Below are 24658 nucleotides of genomic sequence, written 5' to 3' on the forward strand. Positions count from 1 at the left end.
CTCTTAAATTGTTTCATAAAAATTCTTTTTATTAGAACAATTTATTAAAATGCTAAGAAATACATTGCAAATATGTGTAAAACCAATAACACTATTGCTGCTGGTGCTTGATATTTTATTACTTCATACTGATTCTTACATTCTAATAATGCTGATGGTACTATGTTAAAGTTTGCTGCCATTGGTGTTAAAAGTGTTCCGCAATATCCAGCTGTAAGTGCAAGTGCTCCAACTACTGCTGGATTTCCACCTTGTGCAAGTACAAAAGGTACTCCAATTCCAGCTGTAATTACTGAAAAGGCTGCAAATCCATTACCCATAACCATTGTAAATAGTGCCATTCCTAGTACATATGCTACAACTCCAAAGAATCTATTATCTTGAGGTACCACACCTGATATATATTGTGATATAACTTCGCCAACTCCAGCTTGTGTAAATAATGCACCTAACGCAACTAATAATTGTGGTAACATACTTGTTGGACCCATTTGATGAAGAAGTCTAGCTCCATCATTTACAGCTTCTTTAGGCTTAGCCTTAGTTATTGCAAATGCTGCTATCATAGCTGCTATTGCTCCTATCCCTATAGCAAATTGTGATGAATTTTTAAAATCTGTAAGTATCATTGCAACTGCAACTGCTGCAAATGCTAAAACCAATGACGGAATAAATACCTTACTCTTTACTCTTTCAGAGGCTCTTTGTCCTTCTTCTTCTGTCGCCATATCATACTTTGCAAAAACAACTTGTTTTGAAAGTGTTAAAAGACTTGATAATACTAATATTCCACCAACTACATTTGCAGGCAACATCTTACCAAATATAAATGGTAATGATATCATAGCCCAAAAGGCTGCTGTAAAATATCTTTTATTTGAATCTATTGTTTTAAATGATTTATATGCTATTACTAACATAAGTAAACCCATTAATACATAGAAAATTTCTAACGCTATATCTATAAATCCTTGCATATCTTATCCTCCCATCCTACGTATAAATTACTTACCGTACTTCTTTTTCATCTTCTTATCATATAAATGATTTTGTAATGCTGAAATTAAGAATGCTACTACTGCCATTATTATACTAGCCTTTGCTATACTTAAAGCTGTAACATTGTATCCAAATTCAGTTAATGTACTTGATATTAAAAGCACGCCTGAACTTCCAGCAAAAAGATTTTGTCCAAAGAAGTTTCCATAATTTTCAGATGCTGCTGATAATGCCTTTATCTTTTCTACATCTTTTTCTTCTATTTCCCCATACTTACTATTTGCAGCTGCTTGAGCCATTGGATTAACTATTGGTCTAACAAATTGGGGATGTCCACTTATTCTTATTGAAAGTGCTCCAGTGATTTCTCTAATTAATGTATAAGCACTTAAAACTCCTCCTGTTGTAAGTTTCCCTAACTTTTTCACTAAATAGATTGCTCTTTGTCTTAATCCATATCTTTCTAATACTCCTATAACAGGTAATGTTAATATAAACAATGAAACTGCTCTATTTGCTACAAAGGATTGTCCAAGTACAGTTAAAATTTCATTTAAATCCATTCCTGCAACTAATCCAGTTGCAAGTCCTGCTACTAAAACTGTAAATAAGGTTTCTACCTTAAACGTAAAACCTAATATTACAATTAAAACTCCAATTAACTTAATCATTAGTTACTCTCACTCCCATCTACTGTTCTACTAATCTACTTTTCTGTTTTTTCAAAAAATTTAATTAATTTATATCTTGTTTAAAATAATATATCATTTTATTTACATTTTCAATATATTTTTAATATTCTATTCATATATTGTCATAATTTATTACACTTAGTGTAAAATCAAATCTATGGTAAAGCATATGTTTATAATTCTAGTATTTTTATTTATAATATAAATTGACTAAGATTAATTAAATAATTTGACTTGGAGGAATATTAATGAAAAAAGTATATTTAGCTAGCCCATTCTTTAACGATGCTGAACTTGATAGAATGAAAAGTGTCCTTAAGGTTTTAAGAGAAGAAAAGGGCTTTGATGTTTTTGCGCCATATGAATTAAAAAGTGATTTAGAATTTGGATCATTAGAATGGAGACATGAAACTTTTAAAGCAGATACTGATAATATAAAAGAGGCTGATGTAGTTGTTGCAATTATAAGTAATGGTAACTATTCTGATAGTGGAACTGCATGGGAATGTGGATATTCATACGCAATCGGTAAGCCTGTTATTATTGTTAACTTAACAGAAAATCCAGTAAACTTAATGATAAGCGATAGTCTACATGCTTATATAGATTCTATAGATTCACTTAGAGCTTATGATTTTGAATCACTAGAAACAAGTAATTATATAGGGAAAGTATTCTAAAAAAATACACCACTTAAATTTAAGTGGTGTATTTTTTACATTTCAACTATTCTTCTTTATTTTTATCTATGTTTCTATATCTCCTTAATCTGTCATTACAAATTTCTCTATCTTCATCATCAAATATATTCTTATACTTCTCATCTAATATTAATCTTTCTAAAGATAATTCTTCCTTATTAGAACTAATTAAAATTTCTAGCCCATTATCATCATCATCTCTAATTAATGATTTAGCTGCATAAAGTGCACCTTTAACATTAATTTTTTGAAGCATATTATCCAATTTATAACCACACTGTAAATCTACTTCCTTATATATCTTTAGCATGTCCCCATATAATTCAAAACTGTTCATAGCTTCCTCCATAATTACTTTAATTTACTATAATATTAAGTATACATTATAACTGAACTTCTTAAAATAATAAAAATTAAGAATTATTTAACAAAGTCTAAGAATTATTTACCAAATATAAAAGAATTATCTAAATGCTATCCCTTTATAACCCTTAGATAATTCTTTATTAAAATATAATTTATTTATTAAATACTAGCCTTTTGAAAATTCGTAGTTTCCTGTTCCATCAAATTCTTCCTGGAATTCTTTTTCTGCATATCCTTCAAAATCCTCTGCAAGTTTATCTAATTTCTCCATAAATTCAGGATCCTTTACCATTAAATCTGCACTAGGGTGTGTAGGTCTAGCTCCTGTAACTTTTACTATTTCTCTAATTTGGTTAGGATTATCAATCATAGGACAAGGCATTAATAAATTTTTATTATATGGCTGTCTCTTTCTTAATTCTTTAAAGTATGGACTTTGGAATGCTTCTACGAGTGGTCTTCCCTTTACATTATCTGTTGAGAAATGTGAGAAAATACAAGGTTCAACATCTTCTTTTGAATTTATATGGCAGTAATATTTTCCTGCAATACATCCTCCAACATATGGTGCATCATTGAAGAAGTCTATAGGGAATATCTTCTTAGTCATTCTAATTTCTCTAGTTCTCTTTCCAAGTTTTAATCTTTGTTCTGGTGTTAACATAAGATCCATATCTTTAACTGGTTCATCTCCAATTGGCATAAACATGAAGTACCATATCATTCTAGCACCTTTTTCTATTAACATATCAATGTACTTATCTGATGTGACAACATCTACATTGTTCTTAGCAGTAGCTGAAGAAACTCCAAATGGTATTCCTTTTTCTCTTAAAAGATCCATACCTTTCATTACAGCATCAAATACTCCTTCTCCTCTTCTTGCTTCTGTCTCTTCTTTAAATCCTTCTAAAGAGAACATTGGCATAACATTACCTAGCTCAGCAAGTTTTTCTGCTAATTCTTCATCAAATAAAGTTCCATTAGTAAATGGAGTAAAGAATACATCATTGTATTTTTTATATATGTCTAACATATATTCATTGAAGAAAGGTTCTCCACCTAGTATTACTATGTAGTATATACCTAAGTCTCTAGCTTCTTTTATTAATCTATCTACTTCCTCAAATGGAATATCATCTTTTTTACTGTAATTAGCTGCATAACAGCCTGTACATCTTAAGTTGCATCTCATTGATGGACTAATTAATATTGTATAAGGAATTTTTGTATCATATTTTTCTCCTTGCTGTTCTCTCTTTGGTATTCCATACCATGTAGCATTTCCAACAAAATTAGCAAAGAACTTAGATAAACAATTCTTATTTGTGTTCTTAAGTATATCTTGAATATAATCATGAACAGATGGTATTTCTTCATAGTATCTTTGTACTTCATTTATTGAATTTCTAGTCTCATCATCTCTTATACCTTTTCTTATTATATTGAAAATTTTATCGACATTTTTCTCTGGATTATTTTCTAATACTTGTATTCCTGCTTTTATAATTGCTTCTTTTGTTCCTTTTTTTATGGTATCTTTAATACCCATAAAATCACCTCTCTAATAAAATATTTCTTTAAAATTGGCACTATAACGTATAAATTCGTCCCAATATATTCCATTGTATTCTTACTAGAAAACAATATCAACTCCTCCCACATAATGTTAATATTAATTTCACTTTATTATTCTTTATTAATTTTTTGTTAGTAAAATGAAAAAAACGATAAGTTTTACTTATCGTTTTTTTTAATTAATCTATTATTTCATTTTCTGATTTCATTAGATTCTTCTCAAAAATCTTAAAAAATGGATAATATATTAATGCACTTAATGGAACCATTAAAAGTACAAATATTACATTTCTAAAATCCATTCCTGATAAATATGCCTGAACAAAAAATGGCGTGAAGGAAGGATCTACAATATATCCTGGTGTTATTATTCCTGTAAGCTGTGCCAAATACCCTAAAGTACATGTAACTATAGGTGTGACTATAAATGGAATACCTAAAATCGGATTAAATACTATTGGACATCCAAAAATTATTGGCTCATTTATACCGCATATTCCTGGAACTAAAGAAAGTTTACTTAATGTCCTTAAATGGGTAGATTTACTTCTCCACATTAAAAATATAAGACCTAATGTATTTCCAGCTCCTCCTGCAATTGCATACCTAAACATTTGTAGATTCATAAGCTGAGTTGGCTGCCCTCCTGAAGCAACTAAATCAGCATTAATACCTGTATTTGCAATACCTAGTGCAAATACAATCGGGAATATTATTGATGTTCCATTAACACCAAATACCCAAAGTATATTACCAAAAGTTATTATAAATAAGAATCCCCAAATATTATCAACAGAGGATAATGCAGGTGTTAATATATTCATAATGTTTTGTGGTAAATTAGCTCCTGTATAATTAATTAATACTATGTTTAATCCATATAAAACTACTATATTTATAAGTAAAGGAAATAATGAGTTTACAAAAGAAGTAACTGCTGGTGGCACCGTATCTGGGAACTTAACTTGCCATCCTCTTTTTTCTATAAATCTTGTAATCTCCACAGATAATAAAGAAATAATAATTGCTACAAATAATCCATTAGCACCTAAAAACTCAGTTGATAACTTTCCGTCTACAACAGGTGCTGAAACCATCAAGAATACAGCGGTAGATATAAGCCCTGACATTGCTGCATTCATCTCATATTCTTTTGCTAGTGAATATGCTATTGCAAAAGCTGTCATCATTCCAACTATCCCCATTGTCAAATCAAATGGCGTTGTTAATATACTATAATTTGCTACAGCGAACTCCTTCCAAGCAAGTAAGAATTTTATAAATATATTTGCAGTATCAGCATTTACTAACTCAGGATTTATTGGTGGATTTGCAATTATTAAAAATATTGATCCTACAACTATTAAAGGTAAAGTCATCATCATTCCTGTTGATACTGACTTTAAATGTATTTCATTTCCTATCTTAGCCCCTATTGGCGATAATATTGAATCTAATCGCATTAAAAGTTTATTTTCTTTCATATGTATGCCCCTTTAACCTTTTTCTATTTTGTTTTATTTTATATCTCCTATAGTAATTTATCTTATAGAAGATATAAAATATTTAAGTACAAATTAATATTAATATTGCCATCCATTATATTTAAATGTTGATGGAACTACATTTTCTGGGTTATATTCTTCTAATATTTTCTCATAACGTTCTTTATAATCATTATCTACTTTCTTTTGTGGAATAACTAAGCTCGCTTCATTTAAGAAATGGAAAGAATCACGTCCCATTTCCGCTCCTCTTACAGTATGCTTATCTAATGCTATATCAGGTATCTCAGGAACTTGTCCCATAGCAAATCCTTTTATGATTATATTCTTTAATAAATCACTTGAACGATCTTTTTCACATTGACATAAATAACGTATTGCATGTATGAAGTATATTGGACGATCTCCATCTGCATAATCAAACTCTTTTCTCATTTGATTTAAATTATTTATAATAATTGATGCATTATTATCTCCCATACCTATATCTTCAACTGTAATTGTAAGTAGTCTTCTCCAAAGTTTATCTTCCATCTGAGGAGAAGTTATGTACATTTCATAAGCAAACTGGCAAGCTTCCTCAACCATTCCTCTTCTGATTGATTTTTGTAGAGCTGAAATAACTTCATCTCCACTTAACCCATTACGTGTCTTAACTTTTGCCCATGGATCTTGAATAAATTTTTTTGTCATTATAAAAACTCCTTTACTTTAATTTATTTGTTTTGAAAATTTTGTATAGTATAATAACCATAAGGTGGTGATATTATGAACATTGAAAATCTTTGCGATAAATACCAACTAGATACCCTTGAAACAAAAATAGTCTCATACCTTTATAATAATATTGATAATTTAAAGAATATTGGTATTCGTACAGTTGCAAAAGATAATTTTACTTCTACATCAACAATATTTAGACTTTCTAAAAAGTTAGGATTTCAAGGATACTCTGATATGATTAATCAAATATCATCCCAAAATGAAGAAAGCTCTAAAAATAATAAATTTGGCTTCTATATGAATGTAACTAATGAGGCATCTGAGAAATTTAATACCTTTTCTACTCTTATGAAAAAATACTCCAATAAACAATTAATGGTTGTTGGACTCGGATTTTCTCAAATGGTTGCAAATTACATAAATGAAAGACTATTAGTGTCCGGATTTCGTAGTATCTCTACTGTTCATATGCAACTTCTTTCAGAAAGTCATAAGGATGAAGTGCTTCTTATAGTAATTTCTGAATCTGGACACACAGCGAGACTTGTAGATATAGTATCTCAAGCTAATAAAAATGGTTTAGATATCATAAGCTTTGTTGGTGATGAGACATCTAAAATAGCTGAATCTTCAACACTAACATTTCCAGTTGAAGGTTATAATAAATTCAATGCCCTTAATAATATCCCAAATACTTTCTTTGGAGAAACCATTCTACTTTTTGAATATTTACTAGCTAATTATTATCAATAGATAATATACCTTGATTATATTATTTATTAGTTTTTATACAATATTATTGGAATTTTAAAAAACGTGTTTTCTATTTGAAAACACGTTTCTAATTATATTTAACTATTTTTATAAATTATTATCCTCTATATGTTGAAGTTCCTCCAGAGATATTTACAACCTTAAAACCGTCTCTAGATAATGCATTACATACTCTACTACTCCTTGCCCCTGATTGGCATATTATGTGATATTCTTTTTCCTTATTTAAATATTTACTTGGATCTGCTAATAATTTATCCATTGGTATATTTTTAGCATAAGGTACATGTTTAACTTTATATTCATATGGTTCTCTTACATCAATTAAATTTATACCTTTTAAGTTTGATTCTATACTATTTACATTTACTGAATTATATTTTTTATTAAAAATTGAAAACATATCTTTTCCTTCTTTCACACATATTATTATATATTCATATATCCAAATATTACGATATATATTTTATAAAAAATTTCTCTTTATTTTAAGAGACTTTAATAAACATTTTATTTGATTTTCATACTTAAAGAATCCTTCGGACATGAAAATGTACATTTTTTGCAAGATATACATTGAGTACTATCAATTAGTCCACCTTTAAATTCACTAGGCTTTAATCCCATTGGACACTTTTTGGCACAAAGATTACATGATACACATGTATTTTTCACTTCAATTCCAGTATTACGACCTCTTAGCTTTGCTATAAATCCAGCAATTGATCCCATCGGACAAAAGTTGCACCATATTCTTTCATTAAATATAATACCTAATGCCACTGCTACGATAGATGTTATTAATATTATTCTATAGAATACAAATCCTATTCCAGACACATCTCCCCAGTTTTTTATAACTCCGCTGGTAAATACCCCTATTACGAATAGAACCATAAAAATTCTAAACATAGTGCTTCTAAAAAATTCAGGTGATTTTTTTCCTTTAGAGATTTTACTTAATATGTTATCATAGAAATTTCCTCTTGGGCAAAAGTTTCCACACCAAAATCTCCCTTTTCCAAATATAGATAACATTATTGGTGCTATCATACACATAATAGCTAGTATACCAAACACAAAATTAAACGGCGCTAGTACTAGAAAGGCTAAAAAAATTACATACCCATACTTTTTATACAGATTCATTCAACACCTCCACATACCCCTATGGGGTATTAATTAGTTTATTATATATTCTCTTATACTGTATGTCAAATCCTAAAATAGGTGATTGTGTATCCTAAACTTAGAAAAGTCTATCTTGAACTTAAATATCCAAGATAGACTTTTTATATCATATTTAACATACTATAAATGGCCCTACTTCTGTATAAAGCAAATCAAGCTTACGCTCATATATATCTTCCATTATTCTTATAAACCTTTTTTCATAATTCTCTTCATTACAATCTATTGAATCTACTATTTTATTATTATTTAAAATTATTATTCTATCTCCATATCTTAGAGCTAAGTTAATATCATGTAATGTAATTAATGTGGTTAAATTCTTTTTCCTTATTAAATCCTTCATAAATTTAAAAAAATCATGTTGTTTAACATAGTCTAAGAATGTATTTGGCTCATCTAAAAGTAATATACTGCATTTTTGAATCAATATTCTTCCCAAATACACTAGCCTTCTTTCTCCACCACTTAACTCTCCTATTAACTTATTTTTTAAATGTAATATATTAAGCTCATTTAATATATCTTCCACAAGTTTATAGTGATCTTTATTTGGCATTTCAAACATTCCAAGATAGGGAGTTATCCCCATAAGTATAATATCTTCCACACTATAATTTTGATTTGTGTGAATATGCTGTGGAATATATGATATTAGTTTTCCTCTCTCTTTATCTGATAGCTTAAGCAAATCCATATCTCCATACAGTATCTCTCCATTATCTATATTATTTAAATTTGCTATTGATCTAAGAAGAGTTGTTTTACCTGCACCATTTAATCCTAAAAGAACAGTAACTTCTCCAGGATTAATCTTTATATTTATATCATCAAGTACTGTTTTATCTCCATATGAAACTTTTAAGTCTCTTATTTTTAGTGATTTATTCATCTCATAACAGCCCCTTTTTTATTAAGAAGATATACAAGAAATGGAGCGCCAAACAATGAAGTTAATATACTTATAGGTATTTCAGTTGTAGTTATACTTCTCGCTACAGTATCTGCAAGCAATAATATAATAGCTCCAACAACCATTGTTAATGGAATAATTTTTGATATATCATCTTTAGCAAATGATTTAACTATATGAGGTGCTAGTATTCCAATCCAACTTATAAGCCCAGCAACTGATACCACAGATGAAACCAAAAGAGTTGCTGCAAATATTGCTATTGTTCTTACATACTTAACATTAACTCCTAAAAGCTTTGCTTGATCATCTCCCATTGTTAATACCTTTAATCTCCATCTAAATAGTAATAATATAACTGTTGATATTAAAACTAATATAAAAACATTTATTACACTTTTCCAATCACTATTATAAAACCCTCCCATTAGCCAAAAGTCTATAGCTGGAAGCTCTTTATAAGGATCTGCAAAGTATTTTATTATCATAATAAAAGAGGATGTTAATGCACCTGTAACTATTCCTGATATAACGAGTGCTAATACTCTATTACTTCTCATTTTTTTAGATAAAATCAATGAAAATATAACTGAGCATATCCCAAATAAAAATGATAATCCTTGTATCATAAATGGTGATGCTGACAAGAATACTATTCCAATTGCAGCACCTAATGAACATCCTGAGCTTACCCCCAACACATCTGGAGATATTAAAGGGTTTTGAAAGATGCTCTGAAAAACCATACCTGATAATGCAAGTGCTGCACCACTAATTATTACTAATAGAACTCTTGGTAACCTTATATTAAATAAAAGATTAGCCTCTTGACCATTACCTGTACTATTAAATATAACCTTAATTATTTCATCCATTTTAATGCTATATCTTCCTATGCATAAAGATAATACTGATAAAACTACCAAGATAATCAGATATGGTAATATTGAGTATTTTTTTATCATAGCCCAATTTCCTTGTCTGTTACTTTTAAATCATAAAATTTATTATAGAATTCTTTAGCATCCTTTTTAAAATCTTCAGTACTATATTTATCTGGATGAAGATTATTTACTATCCAAAGCATACCTAATATTGATGAAGGTGTTGGATAATCCCAAGGCTCCAATGTTGATGGGAATACATATACTTTCTTATTCTTAATTGCATTTACTCCCTTTAATCTATTATCTTTTAATACATCATCCACAGTATATTTTGCATATCCTACTATATAAATAACATCTGGATTGTACTCTATTAATTGTTCTACTGATATATTAGTCCAATATCCTTCATCTATATTTCCTGTAACATTTCTTCCACCTGCTGTATCAATCATATAGTTTTGATACATCTTAGAAGTACAAGTTTTAAGTATATTATCACTTCCTGACAGATATACTGATGGCTTATTCTTTATATCCTTTGTCATATCTTTTACTTTGTCTATTGTGTCATCATAATATTTTAGAAGTTCTTTTGCTCTTTCTTCTGAACCTGAAATCTTTCCAAGAAGCTCTACACAATTATTAAATCCTTCCAATGTTTCTGGCTCTATTGCTACAACTGGTATATTTAACTTTTCAAATTGAGGAATAAAGCTTTTAAGTCTAGTTGGGATAATTACTACATCAGGCTTTAATTTCATGCACTCTTCCACATTAATTTCTTTTCCTGTACCAACTGCTGGTAAGTCTAAGAACTCTTTAGCTACCTTTTTGTACATCTCCCTATTTTTTGCTTTTGCCTCTATTCCAACTACTTTATCTTTTACACCCAAACTAATTAATATTGATGTTGAAATATAATAACTTGATATTATCCGATTTGCATCTCCTTTTATTTCAACCTTTCTACCAAGTTGATCCTCAACGACAATAGTTTTATTATCTGTGCCCTTATTTTTTGAATCATTAGAACATCCTATAAATAACATCATACTCATCATAGATACAAGTATGATGGATATTACTTTTTTAAATCCTTTCATAATCTACTCAGCTCCTTTAATTGATATACCCTTATATAATTTTCTATATCTTCTTGTATTATTTTTCTATCCTCATAGCGTATCTCTTCTATATTTATAACTAACGTATCATTCCTAATTTTTATAGAATTTAAAAATTCGCTATCTTTATCCTTTAAAACACCTAAACAAAATTTTTTACTGCTTAGACAATTATGTATTTCTAATTTGAATTCTTCTGAATCATCTTCTAAGAATCCAATTTCATCTAATAATATAAGAGTAGAGTTTATTTTCATTCTGCTCGTTCTTAGTATGTAAGTACCAAGTATATCAAACGTCTTTGTAACTCTAACACATTTATCATAACTAACTTTTATTGATATTGGACTATATAAATTTTTTCTTTCTATTTCATCTACATATCCATGAAGATAATACCCTTGCATATATCCGTTTATATAATAAGGAAGTGTCCTATATCCTCCATATTTTAAATTAAGATTTCCTAATATCTTATCTATAAGTGTACTTTTACCACAATTTCTTTTTCCGGTTATAAGAATATTTTTATACTTCATATTCTCTCCTTATAATCCATAATTTCAAGAAAGTAGGAAGCTTATAAAACTCCCTACTTCATATAAATTTATTATTTAATCTTATAATTTAGCTATTACTTCAATTTCAATTGGTGCATCCATTGGAAGTTTAGCAACTTGTACACAGCTTCTTGCTGGTGGGTTTTCATTAAAGTATGATCCATATACTTCATTAACTGCTGCAAAATCATTTAAATCTTTTACAAAAACAGTTGTCTTAAATACTTTATCAAGTGATGCTCCAGCAGCTTCTAATATAGCTTTGCAGTTCTCTAAACTTTGCTTAGTTGCAGCTTTTATTTCAGTTTCTAAAACTTTAGTTTCTGGATTTAATGGCAATTGACCTGAAGTATATATTAAATCTCCTACTATTAATCCTTGTGAGTATGGTCCTATTGCAGCAGGTGCATGTTCTGTATTTATTATTTTTTTCATTTTAATTCCTTCTTTCTATTTCTTTACTTTTTTATAAAATGTATTTTTAAGTGGCAGTTCAGTTCTAAACTCACCATCTAATTTGTAATATGCTCCTTGTGCAGCTGGTGCTGTTGGAATACAAGTTATTTCTCCAACACCTTTTGCTCCAAAGGATAATTCCTGAGTATTTTTTTCTATTATTATAGGTTCTATTTCTGGAACTTGAGTTGCTCTTAAAAGTCCAAGTGTACCAAACTTAACCTTTGGTACTGAATTTTCTATAGGATAATCTTCTGTTAACCCATATCCAAGACCCATAGCAACTCCACCTTCAATTTGACCTTCTACATTTTTAGGGTTTATTGCTCTTCCTACATCATGTGCTGCAACTACTTTAGTAACTTTTCCTTGATCATCTAAAATTACCACTTGTGTTGCAAAACCATATGCAACGTGACTTATTGGATGTTCTTTAGAACTACCCATTTTATCTGTGACACCTAAGTATTCACCATAGAATTCTTGTCCTTCTAATTCCTCTAATGAATGATCTCTTAAAGCATCTCTAAGTCTCATAGCTGCAACCTTTGTTGCTTCTCCAGTAAATACAGTTTGTCTTGAAGCTGTTGTAGTACCTGAATTTGGAGTTATTTTAGTATCTGGTGATTCGTATACTATTTGTGATGCTGGTATTCCTAGAACTTGTCCAACAATCTGAACAACAACTGTTCCAAGTCCTTGTCCAATACATGCTGCTGATGTTCTTATATGAACTTTTCCATCAATAACTTTGACTTTACATCTGCCTGTATCTGGTATACCAACACCAACTCCAGCATTTTTAAATGCACAAGCTATTCCAGCTCTCTTTTCATTAGCATAATAAACATCTCTTACAGCTTCTAAAGTCTCAATTAATGCTGTTCCTTCATCTGCTATTTGTCCATTTGGAAGTATTTCTCCTGGTTTTATTGCATTCCTTCTTCTTATTTCAAAAGGATCTATTCCAACCATTTCAGAAAGCTTATTTAGATTACACTCCGTTGCAAAGGCTGATTGTGTAACACCAAACCCTCTAAATGCACCCCCTGGTGTATTATTTGTGTAAAGTGCTTTACCATCTATATCCATATTTTGATAATTATAAGGACCTGCTGCATGAGTACATGCTCTTTGAAGAACCGGTCCTCCAAGAGATGCGTAAGCTCCTGTATCTGCAAGTATTACAGCTTTCATTGCAGTTAACATTCCATTTTCATCACAAGCTGTTGTAAACTCCATATCCATTGCATGTCTTTTAGTATCAACTATAATACTTTCTTGTCTTGGAAGTACCATCTTAACTGGCCTTTTAATAAGATAAGCAAGTAATGCTGTGTGGTGTTGACAGCTCATATCTTCCTTACCACCAAAACCTCCACCAACATACTTAGAGATTATTCTAACCTTATTATCATCAAGACCTAACAGTGATTCTATCTCACGAAGATCATCATATACGCTTTGAGTTCCTGTATAAACTACTATTCCATCACCTTCTGGAACTGCAACTGCACATTCTGGTTCTAAAAATGCATGTTCTGTAAATGGAACCTTGTAATTGTATGTAACAACATACTTTGAATTTTTTATAGCTTCGTCTGCATTTCCTCTTACTAAATGTTCATGAGTTAACAAGTTTCCCTTCTCATGTATCTTTGGCGCACCTTCTGCTAGTGCTTCCTGTGGTGAAGTTACAGGTTTTAATTCTTCATATTCAACCTTTATATGCTTTAAGGCTTCTCTTGCTATTTCTTCTGTTTCTGCTGCAACTAAGGCTAATGCATCTCCAAGATATCTTGTTTCTTCACCAACCTTTATTAATGCAGGGGTATCCTTTTGTATGTGACCTAAATATCTCTCCCCTGGAATATCTTCCGCAGTAACAATCTTAACTACACCTTCAATTTTTTCTGCTTCACTAATATCCATACTCTTTACTAAAGCTCTTGGATATTTACTTCTAAGTGCTACACCATGTAACATTCCATCTATTCTTATATCATCAGTATATTCAGCTACTCCTAATGTCTTATCTCTAGCATCTACTCTCCCCATTCTTTCTCCAACAAGTCCTTTACAAATAACTTTTGGAACTTCTTTATTTTCTCTAAGGATTTCAGCTGCCATCATAATAGCTTTTTCTATCTTTACATATCCAGTACATCTGCATATATTACCAATTAAAGCTTTCTTAACTTCCTCACTTGTTGGATTTAATGTTCTATTGAAAAGTGCTTTCGCACTAATAACCATACCTGGTATACAGAATCCACATTGAACTGCTCCAGCTTCAGTAAATGCATATGCAAATACATCTCGCTCTCTTTCTGTAAAACCTTCTATAGTTGTTATTTCCTTTCCATTGACCTTTTCAGTTGTAAGTATACATGCTTTTATAGCTTTACCATCAACAATAACCATACATGTTCCACATGCACCTTCAGAGCATCCATTTTTAACTGATGTTATATTGCAATCATCTCTTAAGTATTTAAGAAACTTTTTATTTTCATCTACAACTTTCTTTTCACCGTTAAGAATAAATTCAAACATACCTTATCTCCTCTCATAACTCCATTTATTTCTTGAGATATATTGGCCAGTTGGCTCTTTTCCTATGAATTCTCCATCCTTAACCAATTCTTTTCCTCTTAAAAACACCCTTTTTATTTTTCCATTACTTTCAAATCCTTCATAAGGAGTATAATCAACCTCTTGTATACTACTTTCAAAACTAATAGTATCTTTATATCCATCTTCTATTACTAATAAATCAGCATCACTGCCTACCTTAATCTCACCCTTTTTAGGATATAACCCAAATATTTTTGCTGGATTAGTAGATGTTAGCTTAACCATTTCATTTAAAGATATTATTTTATCTTTTACTCCATAGCTAAAAATCAATTCCATTCTATGCTGAACACTTGGTATTCCATTAGGTATCTTGGAGAAATCTATCTTTGCGTTTTCTCTTTTATCTTTATAATTAAATGAACAATGATCTGTTGCAATTGTATCTATTTCTCCTAATTTAATTCCTTCCCATAAAGCATTATTATCTTCTCTACTTCTAATAGGTGGTGACATAACGTATTTAGATCCCTCTAACCCGTCATCTCCTTTAAGCTCATAAAAATCTTTATTTAACAAAAGATAATGAGGACATGTTTCAACAAAAATCTTAACTCCTTCTTCTCTAGCTTTTATTACAGCATCCAATGACATTTTAGAACTTAGATGTACTATAAACACCGGGTAATTAATTTTTCTAGCTATTTTTATTAAAGTATTCACTGCTTCATATTCAACCTCGGAGGATCTTGAGGCTTCATGATACTTTACAGCAGATTTACCTTTACTTATTAAATCATTTATATTTTTTATAATTTCATCTCCATTTTCGCAATGGAATGAAATAAGTGCTCCAAGTTCTTTTGCCTTTTTTAGTGCTTGTTCAATCTCTTCTTCATTTACTTGAAGAGTATCTTTATATGCCATATACATCTTAAAGGATGTTATACCTTGCTTTACCATTTCCTCCATTTCAGATTCAACTTCTTTATTCCATTCACACAATGTCATATGGAATCCGTAATCTGAATAACATTTTCCTCTTGTCTTCTCTTTATAAGTTTCTAATGCATCACTTAATTTTTCACCTCTATGACAGTTTACAAAATCTATAATAGTTGTAGTACCGCCAGCAATCGCTGACTTAGTACCACTTTTAAAATCATCAGATGTTTTTATATTTGGTAGTTCTAGATCAAAATGAGTATGGGCATCAATCCCACCTGGAAGTATGTAGCTTCCTTTTAAATCTATTATTTTATCTCCATCTTTTTCTACAGATAATCCTATAGATTCAATTTTTTCTCCGTCAATTCTTAAATCACTTCTTACTGTCTTTTCGCTGGTTACTATATAACATCCCTTTAGTACTGTTCCCATAACTCATCCTCCTCTTTTACTATTTATATTGAATTGATAATGCATGTTTTGGACATCTTGTTACACATAATCCACATCCAAAGCATTTATCCTTATCTATTACAAGTTCTTCTCCAACTTCAATTGCATCATATACACAACTTACTTTGCATTGTCCACATTTTATACAAGCATCTTGATCAACTTGTGGAGCAATCGCTTCTGTTCTAAATGTTCTATCTTCCATTTTCTTATGAGCTAGTCCAATTATTTCATTAACATCCTTATATCCATGGCTATCTAAGAATTCATCTAACTCTTTAGCAATCTTTCCATATACTTTAGGTCCTTTTAAAATAGCTTCAGTACAAACTTCAACTGCTATAGCTCCTGCCATTAACATTTCAGCTGCATCTCTTCCACAAGTTACTCCACCAACACCTATTATTGGAATATTAACAGCTTGTGCTGCATCATATATATTTCTTATAGCAACTGGTCTTACTGGTGATCCTGATAACCATCCGTATCCAGTCTTACTTCCCATTATTGGATATCCTGATTCAACATCTATTGCCATACATGGTCCAAGAGAATTAATCATTACAAGACCATCTGCTCCTGCTTCTTCTAAAGCTTTTGCTATCTTTTGAATATCTGTATGTGGGCTCATTTTCATAAATACTGGACAATCTAATGCAGCTTTTGCAGCTTTCATAGCTTCAACTATTGGTGTTACATCAGTTCCAACATAGTGAGTTGATAATTCAACGGCATCAGCATAAGGCTTAACAAGTGGAGCAACAATTTTTATTTGATCTGCTGTATATCCCATACTTACTATCATAGGAACTCCAGCTGACTTAGCTTTTTTATACTCTTCTTCTATCCATTGTTCTTTTGGTAGCTCTGACCAAAGCTCTGTATTTAAAAATCCTGAATTTGTTTTTCCCATACATGGTCTTGGTACTGGAGCTGGATCTACTGAAATAGTTTTTGTAACTAATCCACCTGCTCCTCCTTTTACTGCTTCAATACAAAGATCTCCATCTTTTGCTCCTGGGCCTGCTGCTGTAAATATTGGATTATTAAATTTCATTCCTAAAATGTTAACGTTTAATTTTGACATAACACACACTCTCCTCTAAGTTAAAATTATAATTCATCTTTAATTTTATTTATTTCCTTGCATAACTAATTTCTCTTGATCGACTTCTTCTTCAATTTCTTTTATATCTTCTTCTAAAGTTTCTGGCATTGGTTCTTTACTGCCTAAAACATTGAAGAATATATTAAGTATTACAGCTGATAAACTTCCTGTTGTAATACCACTATCAAATATTGTTTCTACCCATGATGGGAAGTTATGATAAAATCCTGGATTTGCAAGTGGTATCATTGCAAGTCCAACACTTACGGCCACTATTACACAGTTCTTGTTACCATCAAATTGAACTTTTCCTAAAGTTCTTATTCCTCCAACTAAAACCATTCCAAACATTGCAAATCCAACTCCACCAAGTACTTGCTTTGGAATTGCTCCTATAATTGCAGCAAACTTAGGTACAAAACTTAATGCTAAAAGTATTATTCCTGCATATACAGCAACAAATCTTGATTTAATACCTGTTAAGCCTACTAAACCTGTATTTTGAGCAAATGGAGTAATTGGGAATGTATTAAAGAATCCTGCAAATAATGTTGATATTCCATCGGCTGTTAAGCCTTTTCTTATGTTATCTTCAGTAACTTCTTTATCAGTCATTTCATGAATAGCAATCATATTTCCAACTGATTCAGTCATTAAAACTAGCATTATTAATACCATTGAAAGTACCGCTGATGGATCAAAAGTTGGCATTCCAAATTCTAAAGGAACATTTATACTAAACCACCCGGCACTACTTACTGCACTAAAATCAGCCATTCCAAATACCATTGCAATTATTGTTCCTATAACTATTGCAAATAAAATCGCAGCACTATTCCATATACCTTTTAAGTATTTAAACAATAGTAATGTTATTACTAATACAGCCATTGAAAGAGCTAAGTCTTTTGGTTCTACTGCTTGTACCTTGCTATTAGTTATCCATTTTATACCTACTGGCATTATGGATATACCAATTACTAATACAACAGTACCTGTAACAACTTTTGGGAAAAACTTTATTAGTTTACCAAATATCGGAGCAATTATTAAACAAAATAACCCTGCTGCAATAACAGCTCCAAATACATTTGTCATTGCTAAATCTTTGCCACCAGATGTACCTGCAATTATTGCAAGTATTCCTGAAACAGCAGCAAAGCTTGTACCTTCTATTATTGGTATCTTAGCTCCTGCAAGTTTTTTTATTCCCATTGTTTGAATTAGTGTTCCTATACCAGCCATAAAAAGACCAGCACTTATAAGAAATACTATTTCTGTATGATTAAGACCTGCCGCTTCCCCTACCATAAGTGGAACTGCAACAGCTCCTGCACACATTGCCATAACATGTTGAAGTGAAAATATCCAAGCTTTTGAAAATGGTATTTTTTCATCCACTGGAGCTACATTTTCGTTTTCATTCTCCTCTCTCATAACACACACAAATCCTTTCGCTAGATTCTATTCCATAACTTGCTACAAACCATCCTAGATTCAGCTAAAATCTCATCTTCATTTACATTAAGAGGCTTACCGTCTTTAACTAAAACATTTCCATTAACTATAGTCGTATCCACAGATTTACCCATCATTCCAAATAGAATGTGTGAATTATAATTGATTCCATTCATCGGTGTTAATGGATTATAATCTACTACTATCACATCTCCTACTGCACCTTTTTCAATTATTCCAAAAGTTCCATCAAAGTGTTTCTCTGCAATTTTTCTATTATTTTTAAATAGCATCATTGGAGTTTCACCCCAAGCTACTGATGGATCTTTTAAATGATGTTTATGAATTATATTTGCAACTTTCATTGATTCAAACATATCTGATGTATAACCATCTGTTCCAAGTCCAACAGTTATACCTTTTTCTATAAGTTTAATAGCTGGTGATACTCCAACTGCATTACCCATATTAGATTCTGGGTTATGAACAACTGTTGTACCAGTTTTTAGAATTATATCTTGTTCATTATCATCTGCATGAATACAATGAACTGCGATTGTCTTTTCCCCTAATATATTGAATTTATTTAATCTTTCTACTACTCTCATCTGATGTTCTTTTATGCATTTTTCTTCATCTGCTAATCCTTCTGCAACATGAATATGATATCCACAGTCTAATCCATCTGTTGCTTTTGCACACTTTTCTAATGATCTATCTGAAAGTGTAAAACTAGCATGCATTCCAAACATTCCAGATTTCATATTGCTATTGCTTTCCTTGCAATGCTTTATGTAATCTACATTTTCTTTTATACCCTCTATTAAAGCTCTTTCTCCATCTCTATCAGATACTTCATAACAAAGTGAAGTTCTTATTCCAAGCTCTTCTGCTACCTTTCCTATAGTAAACAGACTTCCTTCAATTGCATTAGGACTTGCGTGGTGATCAAAAAATGTTGTAACCCCGTACTTTAAGCTGTCCATTAATGTGCTATATGCACTGTATTTTATATCCTCAAGAGATAAATTCTTATCAAGTCTCCACCATAAATTATTTAATATATCTAAGAAATCCTTTGATGTAGGTCCATCTAAATTCATTCCTCTTGCAAAAGCACTATAAATATGACCATGTGTATTTATAAGTCCTGGCATTATAACCTTATCCTTTGCATCTATATACTCACTCTTTTTATACTTTTCTAATATGTCTTTAGTATTACCATAGTCTACTATCTTTCCATCCTCTATAGCCACAGCTCCATTTTCTATAAATGGAATTTCTTTGTTTTGAGTTACTAACCTTCCATTACCTACTACTAACACACAAATTCCCCCTATTTTTTTCTTAATACCTTACCTGCTTTTATCTTTTTATACTCCCCATTATCTATTACTACTTGACCATTTATGATTACATAATTTATTCCCTCTGGGAATTTAATTGGATCTTCAAAAGTTCCAATATCCTTAACTTCATCCTTATTAAACAAAACTATATCTGCGAAGCATCCTTCCTTAAGAAGTCCTCTATCTTTTATGCCAAATGCGCTAGCTGCTTTACTTGTCATTTTCATAACTCCTTCTTCAAGAGTTAACACACCAAGATCTCTTACAAATCTTCCAAGTATTCTTGGGAATGATCCATAAGCTCTAGGATGGGGTCTTCCAGCTAAAAGTCCATCAGTACATACATTTTGTTCTGCAAGTTTCATAAATTTGATTATATGTTCTTCCATTCCATAATAATCAACCATTCCTACTGCATTTTCTTCTTCAAGTAAAAGATCAAATGTTGCATTGTAAGGATCTTTGCCTCTAAGCTTTCCAAGTTCTATTAAGTTTTTACCTATTGCATCTTCATTTTTCTTATTTCTAACTGAAGTTACATATATGGCATCAAGTCCAGCAAAGTCAACAAAGTTGTCCCAGCCTTCAATCCCATGTTCCATATCATAAATCATCTTCTCTCGCATCTCTTCTGATGCAAGTCTTTCCATAAGCTTATCTGTTCCTCCATCATGAGCCCATGGTGGTAATATAACACCAAGCATTGTGCTTCCTGCTGCATATGGATATTGGTCAAAAGTAACTCTTATACCTTTTTTCTTAGCTTCATTAAATAATTCAATTACTTCATCAATATACTTCCAGTTCTTCTTACCACATACTTTAAAGTGTGAGAAGTGAACTCTTACCCCTGACTTTTCTCCTATCTCAATTATTTCCTTCATTGAAGATATAATAGTATCTGCTTCACTTCTTTGATGTACTACAAATACTCCATCAAACTCTGCAACAACTTTACACATTTCTATAAGTTCTTCAGTGTGAGAATAAGCACAAGGCATATATATAAGACCTGTTGATAATCCATATGCTCCAGCTTCCATCTCTCTTCTTGTGATTTCACACATCTTCTTTATATCTTCTTTAGTTGCGGGAACATTTCCGAGTCCAAGAACTTCCATTCTTACATTTCCATGAGGTACTAAGTATGCTTCATTTAAACCTACCCCATTGTTTTCCATCATTTTTAAATAGTTATCAGTTATCTCATATTCCCAGTCAATCTCATCTGACTCACCATCTAATCCTGCTATATTTTTTCTCCAAGGTGAGATATATTTTTTTGGCAATGGTGCCATTGATATTCCATCTTGTCCTAATAATTCTGTAGTAATTCCTTGTCTAATCTTTATTTCATTAAATGGATTTTCTAATATCTTAAGGTCACTGTGTGAGTGAGTGTCAATAAAGCCTGGGGCTATAACTAAGCCCCTAGCATCTATTGTTCTATCTATATTATCTTCACAAATTTCATGTCCTATTTTTTTAATCCTCTCATCACAGATCAAGATATCTCCAATGTATCCTTTATTGCCACTTCCATCAGCTATAAAACCATTTTTTATTAATATCTTCATCCTAAAAACCACCTTTTATTTGTTATAAACAGATTCTAATATTCCATAATATCCTTCTGCTCCAGTGAATAATTGATCTAATTCTATATATTCATCAATTGTATGAGCTAAATTTTCTTTTGATGGTCCAAAACCAATTGTTCTTATTCCTGCTTCTCCGGCATAATGTGAACCATTTGTGCAGAATGAGTATTGAGTTATTTCTGGATTTATACCAGCACGTTTTAATCCATTAAATGCAGCTTGTACAAATTCATCATCTTCACTATATAGCCAAGCTGGGAAGAATCTTTCACCTTCAATTACCTCTCCTGTATAACAAGTTTCTCTACCTATTGCATATGAAACCTTAGCATTAAGCTCTTTATCTTCTTTCATAAGATCATCTACTATCTTTTTAATTGGAGCTAAAACGCCTTCTTTAGTTTCACCAACTAAAAGTCTTCTATCAAAAGTAGCTCTGCAGTAATCTGGGACTACAGATGCACCAGGATATGGTGATGATTTTATATCAGTTAATACAAGAATTCCTTTTCCAAGTACATCATGTACAGGAGTTTCTATATCTTGAATCTTTTCAATAATCTTTGACATCTTATATACTGCATTTATTCCCTTTTCTGGATTAGCTGAATGAGCTGGTTTTCCGAAAGTTTCAATAACTATTTCTGCTCTTCCTCTTTGTCCAATCTTTAAATTTAATTCTGAAGATTCACCAATAACCACATAATCTGGCTTAACAGCTTCACTTATCTTTCTAGCTGATACTCCTTCAAATATTTCTTCATGAACTACACCTGCAACAAATATATCTCCTGCAAAATCCTTTTTAAAATCTTCTGCAAAGTAAGCTGCTGCTGCTATCATAGCTGATGTTTGTCCCTTCATGTCTGAAGCTCCTCTACCATATATCTTTCCATCAACTATTTCTGCTCCAAATGGTGCATGAGTCCACTTTGAATCATCTGGTACTGGAACAGTATCAATATGTCCATCAAAAAGTATTGTTTTTCCTGGTTTACTACCTTTTATATGTCCAATTACATTTCCATAACTATCTACAAAACATTCATCGTATCCTAATGCTTTAAATTCCTTCTTTATTGCTTCTACTACTTTACCTTCTTCACCTGAAACTGATTGATTTCTGATTAATTCTTGGCATAATTTAGTTAAAGTTTCTTTTCTTTGATTATTAAGCATTTCTTTATTCCTCCTATAAACCATTTATTATCTATTAGCATTCACTATTCCAAACTATTTCTCTATACTTTTCTGGGTCAGTATCTCCTTCAGTACTAAATAAAAGTACCCTTGAGTTTTCATCAAGTTCTAGTGCTTCTTTTAAATCTTTATAATCTTTATTTGTCATAATTTCATATAGAAGACCTGTTGTAACAGCTCCTGATTCTCCTGATGTTACTTTAGTATCTCCTTTTAATGGGTTTCCAAGTATTCTCATACCTTTAGCTGATACCCAATCTGGACATGATACAAATGCAGTTGAATGATTCTTTAAAACTTCCCATCCAATTGTATTTGGTTCTCCACAAGCAAGCCCTGCCATTATTGTTTGCATATCTCCTCCAACAAATCTTGCTTCTCCATCATTTGCAATAGCTGATTTATAGAAACAATCTGCTAAATTTGATTCAACTATAACAGTCTTTGGACACTCATCACCAAATTCTGATGCAAAAAATCCTTGAACTGCACCTGCAAGTGATCCAACGCCAGCTTGTACAAATATATGTGTTGGTTTAAGCACTTTGATAGCATTTAATTGATCTAATGCTTCTAATGCCATAGTTCCGTATCCTTGCATTATCCATGCTGGAATCTTTTCATATCCTTCCCATGCAGTATCTTGTACCATTAATCCATTATGATCATCTGCATATTTTGCAGCTAATCTAACTGCATCATCATAGTTCATATCAGTAATACTAGCTTCTGCACCTTCTGCCTTTATGTTTTCTAATCTTTGAAGTGATGATCCCTTTGGCATATATACAACTGATTTTTGTTTTAATCTATTAGCAGTCCATGCTACTCCTCTTCCATGATTACCATCTGTTGCTGTAACAAATGTAATATCTCCAAGTTTTTCTCTAACATCATCTGAAGTTAATCTTTCATAAGGTAAATCTTTTATATCTTCTCCTAATTTATCTGCTAAGTATCTTCCCATAGCAAATGATCCACCAAGTACCTTAAATGCATTTAATCCAAATCTATAAGATTCATCTTTTAAATATATTCCTTTAAGTCCTATCTTTTTAGCTAAATTATCTAATTCAACTAATGGTGTTTTATCATATTCTGAAAAACTTTCATGAAAGTTTTTTGCTTTTGATACTTCATCTCTACTTAAAAATTCTATACACCCTTCTTTATCTGTCTTTGGTAATGTATTTAGTTTCCATAATATTTTTTCCATAACGTTTCCTCCCTATAAGCTTTTATTTATTAATACTTATTTAAAGCAATATCTATGCCAATTTCATGTAGTTATTTTTCCATTAATTCTTACTATTTTATTTAAATACTCAACCTTCTGTATATGTTTACAGATAGTTGTATAGCAACTTTAACTTAACATAATCATTATTTATCAAAATGATAAAAGGATTATCATTTTGATAATCCTTTTGATTTATAAAGCCTGATAGTTATTTTATTAACAAAATAAGCAAGTCTAATTATCATTTTG

Annotated in this window: 23 protein-coding genes; 2 read left to right on the forward strand and 21 right to left on the reverse strand. The window is 31.0% G+C overall.

Features of this window, described 5'->3' with window-relative positions:
* Nucleotides 1–44: 44 nt before the first annotated feature.
* Nucleotides 45–977 carry a DUF979 domain-containing protein gene (locus JOC62_RS04035; protein WP_204593950.1) on the reverse strand — a complete coding sequence of 311 codons (933 nt, stop codon included), beginning with the start codon at nt 975–977 and terminating at the stop codon, nt 45–47.
* Between the two features lie 27 nt (nt 978–1004).
* Entirely contained in the window at nt 1005–1667 is a 663-nt protein-coding gene (locus JOC62_RS04040) for a DUF969 domain-containing protein (RefSeq protein WP_341534795.1), read from the reverse strand.
* Between the two features lie 272 nt (nt 1668–1939).
* Here JOC62_RS04040 and JOC62_RS04045 point away from each other — a divergent pair, with 272 nt between their 5' ends.
* Nucleotides 1940–2371: a nucleoside 2-deoxyribosyltransferase gene (locus JOC62_RS04045; RefSeq protein WP_204593952.1), complete on the forward strand. Its 432-nt coding sequence runs from the start codon at nt 1940–1942 to the stop codon at nt 2369–2371.
* Nucleotides 2372–2417: 46 nt separating this feature from the next.
* Here JOC62_RS04045 and JOC62_RS04050 read toward each other — a convergent pair whose 3' ends face one another.
* The 4 genes from JOC62_RS04050 to JOC62_RS04065 all read right to left on the reverse strand — a co-directional run bounded on the left by JOC62_RS04050 (nt 2418) and on the right by JOC62_RS04065 (nt 6534).
* On the reverse strand, nt 2418–2729 hold the full coding sequence (locus JOC62_RS04050) for a hypothetical protein (protein WP_204593953.1): 312 nt from the start codon (nt 2727–2729) through the stop codon (nt 2418–2420).
* A gap of 195 nt (nt 2730–2924) precedes the next feature.
* A complete protein-coding gene (locus tag JOC62_RS04055) occupies nt 2925–4310 on the reverse strand; it encodes a radical SAM protein (protein WP_204593954.1) in 1386 nt (461 codons plus the stop codon).
* A 205-nt stretch (nt 4311–4515) separates the two neighbouring features.
* Nucleotides 4516–5820, reverse strand: coding sequence for a PTS sugar transporter subunit IIC (locus JOC62_RS04060; protein ID WP_204593955.1), 1305 nt, complete (start codon nt 5818–5820; stop codon nt 4516–4518).
* Nucleotides 5821–5919: 99 nt separating this feature from the next.
* Nucleotides 5920–6534, reverse strand: coding sequence for an AAA family ATPase (locus JOC62_RS04065; RefSeq protein WP_204593956.1), 615 nt, complete (start codon nt 6532–6534; stop codon nt 5920–5922).
* A 75-nt stretch (nt 6535–6609) separates the two neighbouring features.
* Here JOC62_RS04065 and JOC62_RS04070 point away from each other — a divergent pair, with 75 nt between their 5' ends.
* Nucleotides 6610–7317: a MurR/RpiR family transcriptional regulator gene (locus tag JOC62_RS04070; RefSeq protein ID WP_204593957.1), complete on the forward strand. Its 708-nt coding sequence runs from the start codon at nt 6610–6612 to the stop codon at nt 7315–7317.
* Between the two features lie 118 nt (nt 7318–7435).
* On the opposite strand, the gene JOC62_RS04075 is transcribed toward JOC62_RS04070, so the two are convergent.
* From JOC62_RS04075 to dpaL, 15 genes are all read right to left on the reverse strand, one after another.
* Nucleotides 7436–7741 (reverse strand): rhodanese-like domain-containing protein, encoded by a 306-nt coding sequence (locus JOC62_RS04075; RefSeq protein WP_204593958.1) that lies wholly within the window; start codon nt 7739–7741, stop codon nt 7436–7438.
* 107 nt (nt 7742–7848) lie between these two features.
* On the reverse strand, nt 7849–8487 hold the full coding sequence (locus tag JOC62_RS04080) for a 4Fe-4S binding protein (RefSeq protein ID WP_204593959.1): 639 nt from the start codon (nt 8485–8487) through the stop codon (nt 7849–7851).
* Between the two features lie 154 nt (nt 8488–8641).
* Nucleotides 8642–9421, reverse strand: coding sequence for an ABC transporter ATP-binding protein (locus tag JOC62_RS04085; protein WP_204593960.1), 780 nt, complete (start codon nt 9419–9421; stop codon nt 8642–8644).
* A complete protein-coding gene (locus JOC62_RS04090) occupies nt 9418–10407 on the reverse strand; it encodes a FecCD family ABC transporter permease (RefSeq protein ID WP_204593961.1) in 990 nt (329 codons plus the stop codon). Before JOC62_RS04090 ends, JOC62_RS04085 begins: the two co-directional genes overlap by 4 nt.
* Nucleotides 10404–11435, reverse strand: coding sequence for an ABC transporter substrate-binding protein (locus JOC62_RS04095; RefSeq protein ID WP_204593962.1), 1032 nt, complete (start codon nt 11433–11435; stop codon nt 10404–10406). Before JOC62_RS04095 ends, JOC62_RS04090 begins: the two co-directional genes overlap by 4 nt.
* Nucleotides 11432–11995, reverse strand: a complete 564-nt coding sequence (locus tag JOC62_RS04100) for a nucleoside-triphosphatase (protein WP_204593963.1) — start codon at nt 11993–11995, stop codon at nt 11432–11434. The genes JOC62_RS04095 and JOC62_RS04100 overlap by 4 nt, the downstream gene beginning before the upstream one ends.
* Before the next feature lie 81 nt (nt 11996–12076).
* Nucleotides 12077–12451 (reverse strand): RidA family protein, encoded by a 375-nt coding sequence (locus JOC62_RS04105; protein WP_204593964.1) that lies wholly within the window; start codon nt 12449–12451, stop codon nt 12077–12079.
* 15 nt (nt 12452–12466) lie between these two features.
* The gene (gene xdh / locus JOC62_RS04110) at nt 12467–15028 is read right to left on the reverse strand and encodes a selenium-dependent xanthine dehydrogenase (RefSeq protein WP_204593965.1); all 2562 of its coding nucleotides are present in this window, start codon (nt 15026–15028) and stop codon (nt 12467–12469) included.
* A 3-nt stretch (nt 15029–15031) separates the two neighbouring features.
* On the reverse strand, nt 15032–16429 hold the full coding sequence (hydA, locus tag JOC62_RS04115; RefSeq protein WP_204593966.1) for a dihydropyrimidinase: 1398 nt from the start codon (nt 16427–16429) through the stop codon (nt 15032–15034).
* A gap of 19 nt (nt 16430–16448) precedes the next feature.
* A complete protein-coding gene (locus tag JOC62_RS04120) occupies nt 16449–17537 on the reverse strand; it encodes a 4Fe-4S binding protein (protein ID WP_204593967.1) in 1089 nt (362 codons plus the stop codon).
* Nucleotides 17538–17582: 45 nt separating this feature from the next.
* On the reverse strand, nt 17583–18995 hold the full coding sequence (locus JOC62_RS04125) for a nucleobase:cation symporter-2 family protein (protein WP_204593968.1): 1413 nt from the start codon (nt 18993–18995) through the stop codon (nt 17583–17585).
* Nucleotides 18996–19015: 20 nt separating this feature from the next.
* Nucleotides 19016–20344: a putative aminohydrolase SsnA gene (ssnA, locus tag JOC62_RS04130; RefSeq protein ID WP_204593969.1), complete on the reverse strand. Its 1329-nt coding sequence runs from the start codon at nt 20342–20344 to the stop codon at nt 19016–19018.
* Nucleotides 20345–20355: 11 nt separating this feature from the next.
* The gene (locus JOC62_RS04135; protein WP_204593970.1) at nt 20356–21945 is read right to left on the reverse strand and encodes an N-acyl-D-amino-acid deacylase family protein; all 1590 of its coding nucleotides are present in this window, start codon (nt 21943–21945) and stop codon (nt 20356–20358) included.
* A gap of 15 nt (nt 21946–21960) precedes the next feature.
* Nucleotides 21961–23148, reverse strand: a complete 1188-nt coding sequence (locus JOC62_RS04140; RefSeq protein ID WP_204593971.1) for a YgeY family selenium metabolism-linked hydrolase — start codon at nt 23146–23148, stop codon at nt 21961–21963.
* Nucleotides 23149–23182: 34 nt separating this feature from the next.
* Nucleotides 23183–24385: a diaminopropionate ammonia-lyase gene (dpaL, locus tag JOC62_RS04145; protein WP_204593972.1), complete on the reverse strand. Its 1203-nt coding sequence runs from the start codon at nt 24383–24385 to the stop codon at nt 23183–23185.
* Between the last annotated feature and the right edge of the window lie 273 nt (nt 24386–24658).

The organism is Clostridium sardiniense (assembly GCF_016907995.1).
GTDB classification, from domain to species: Bacteria; Bacillota; Clostridia; order Clostridiales; family Clostridiaceae; genus Clostridium; species Clostridium sardiniense.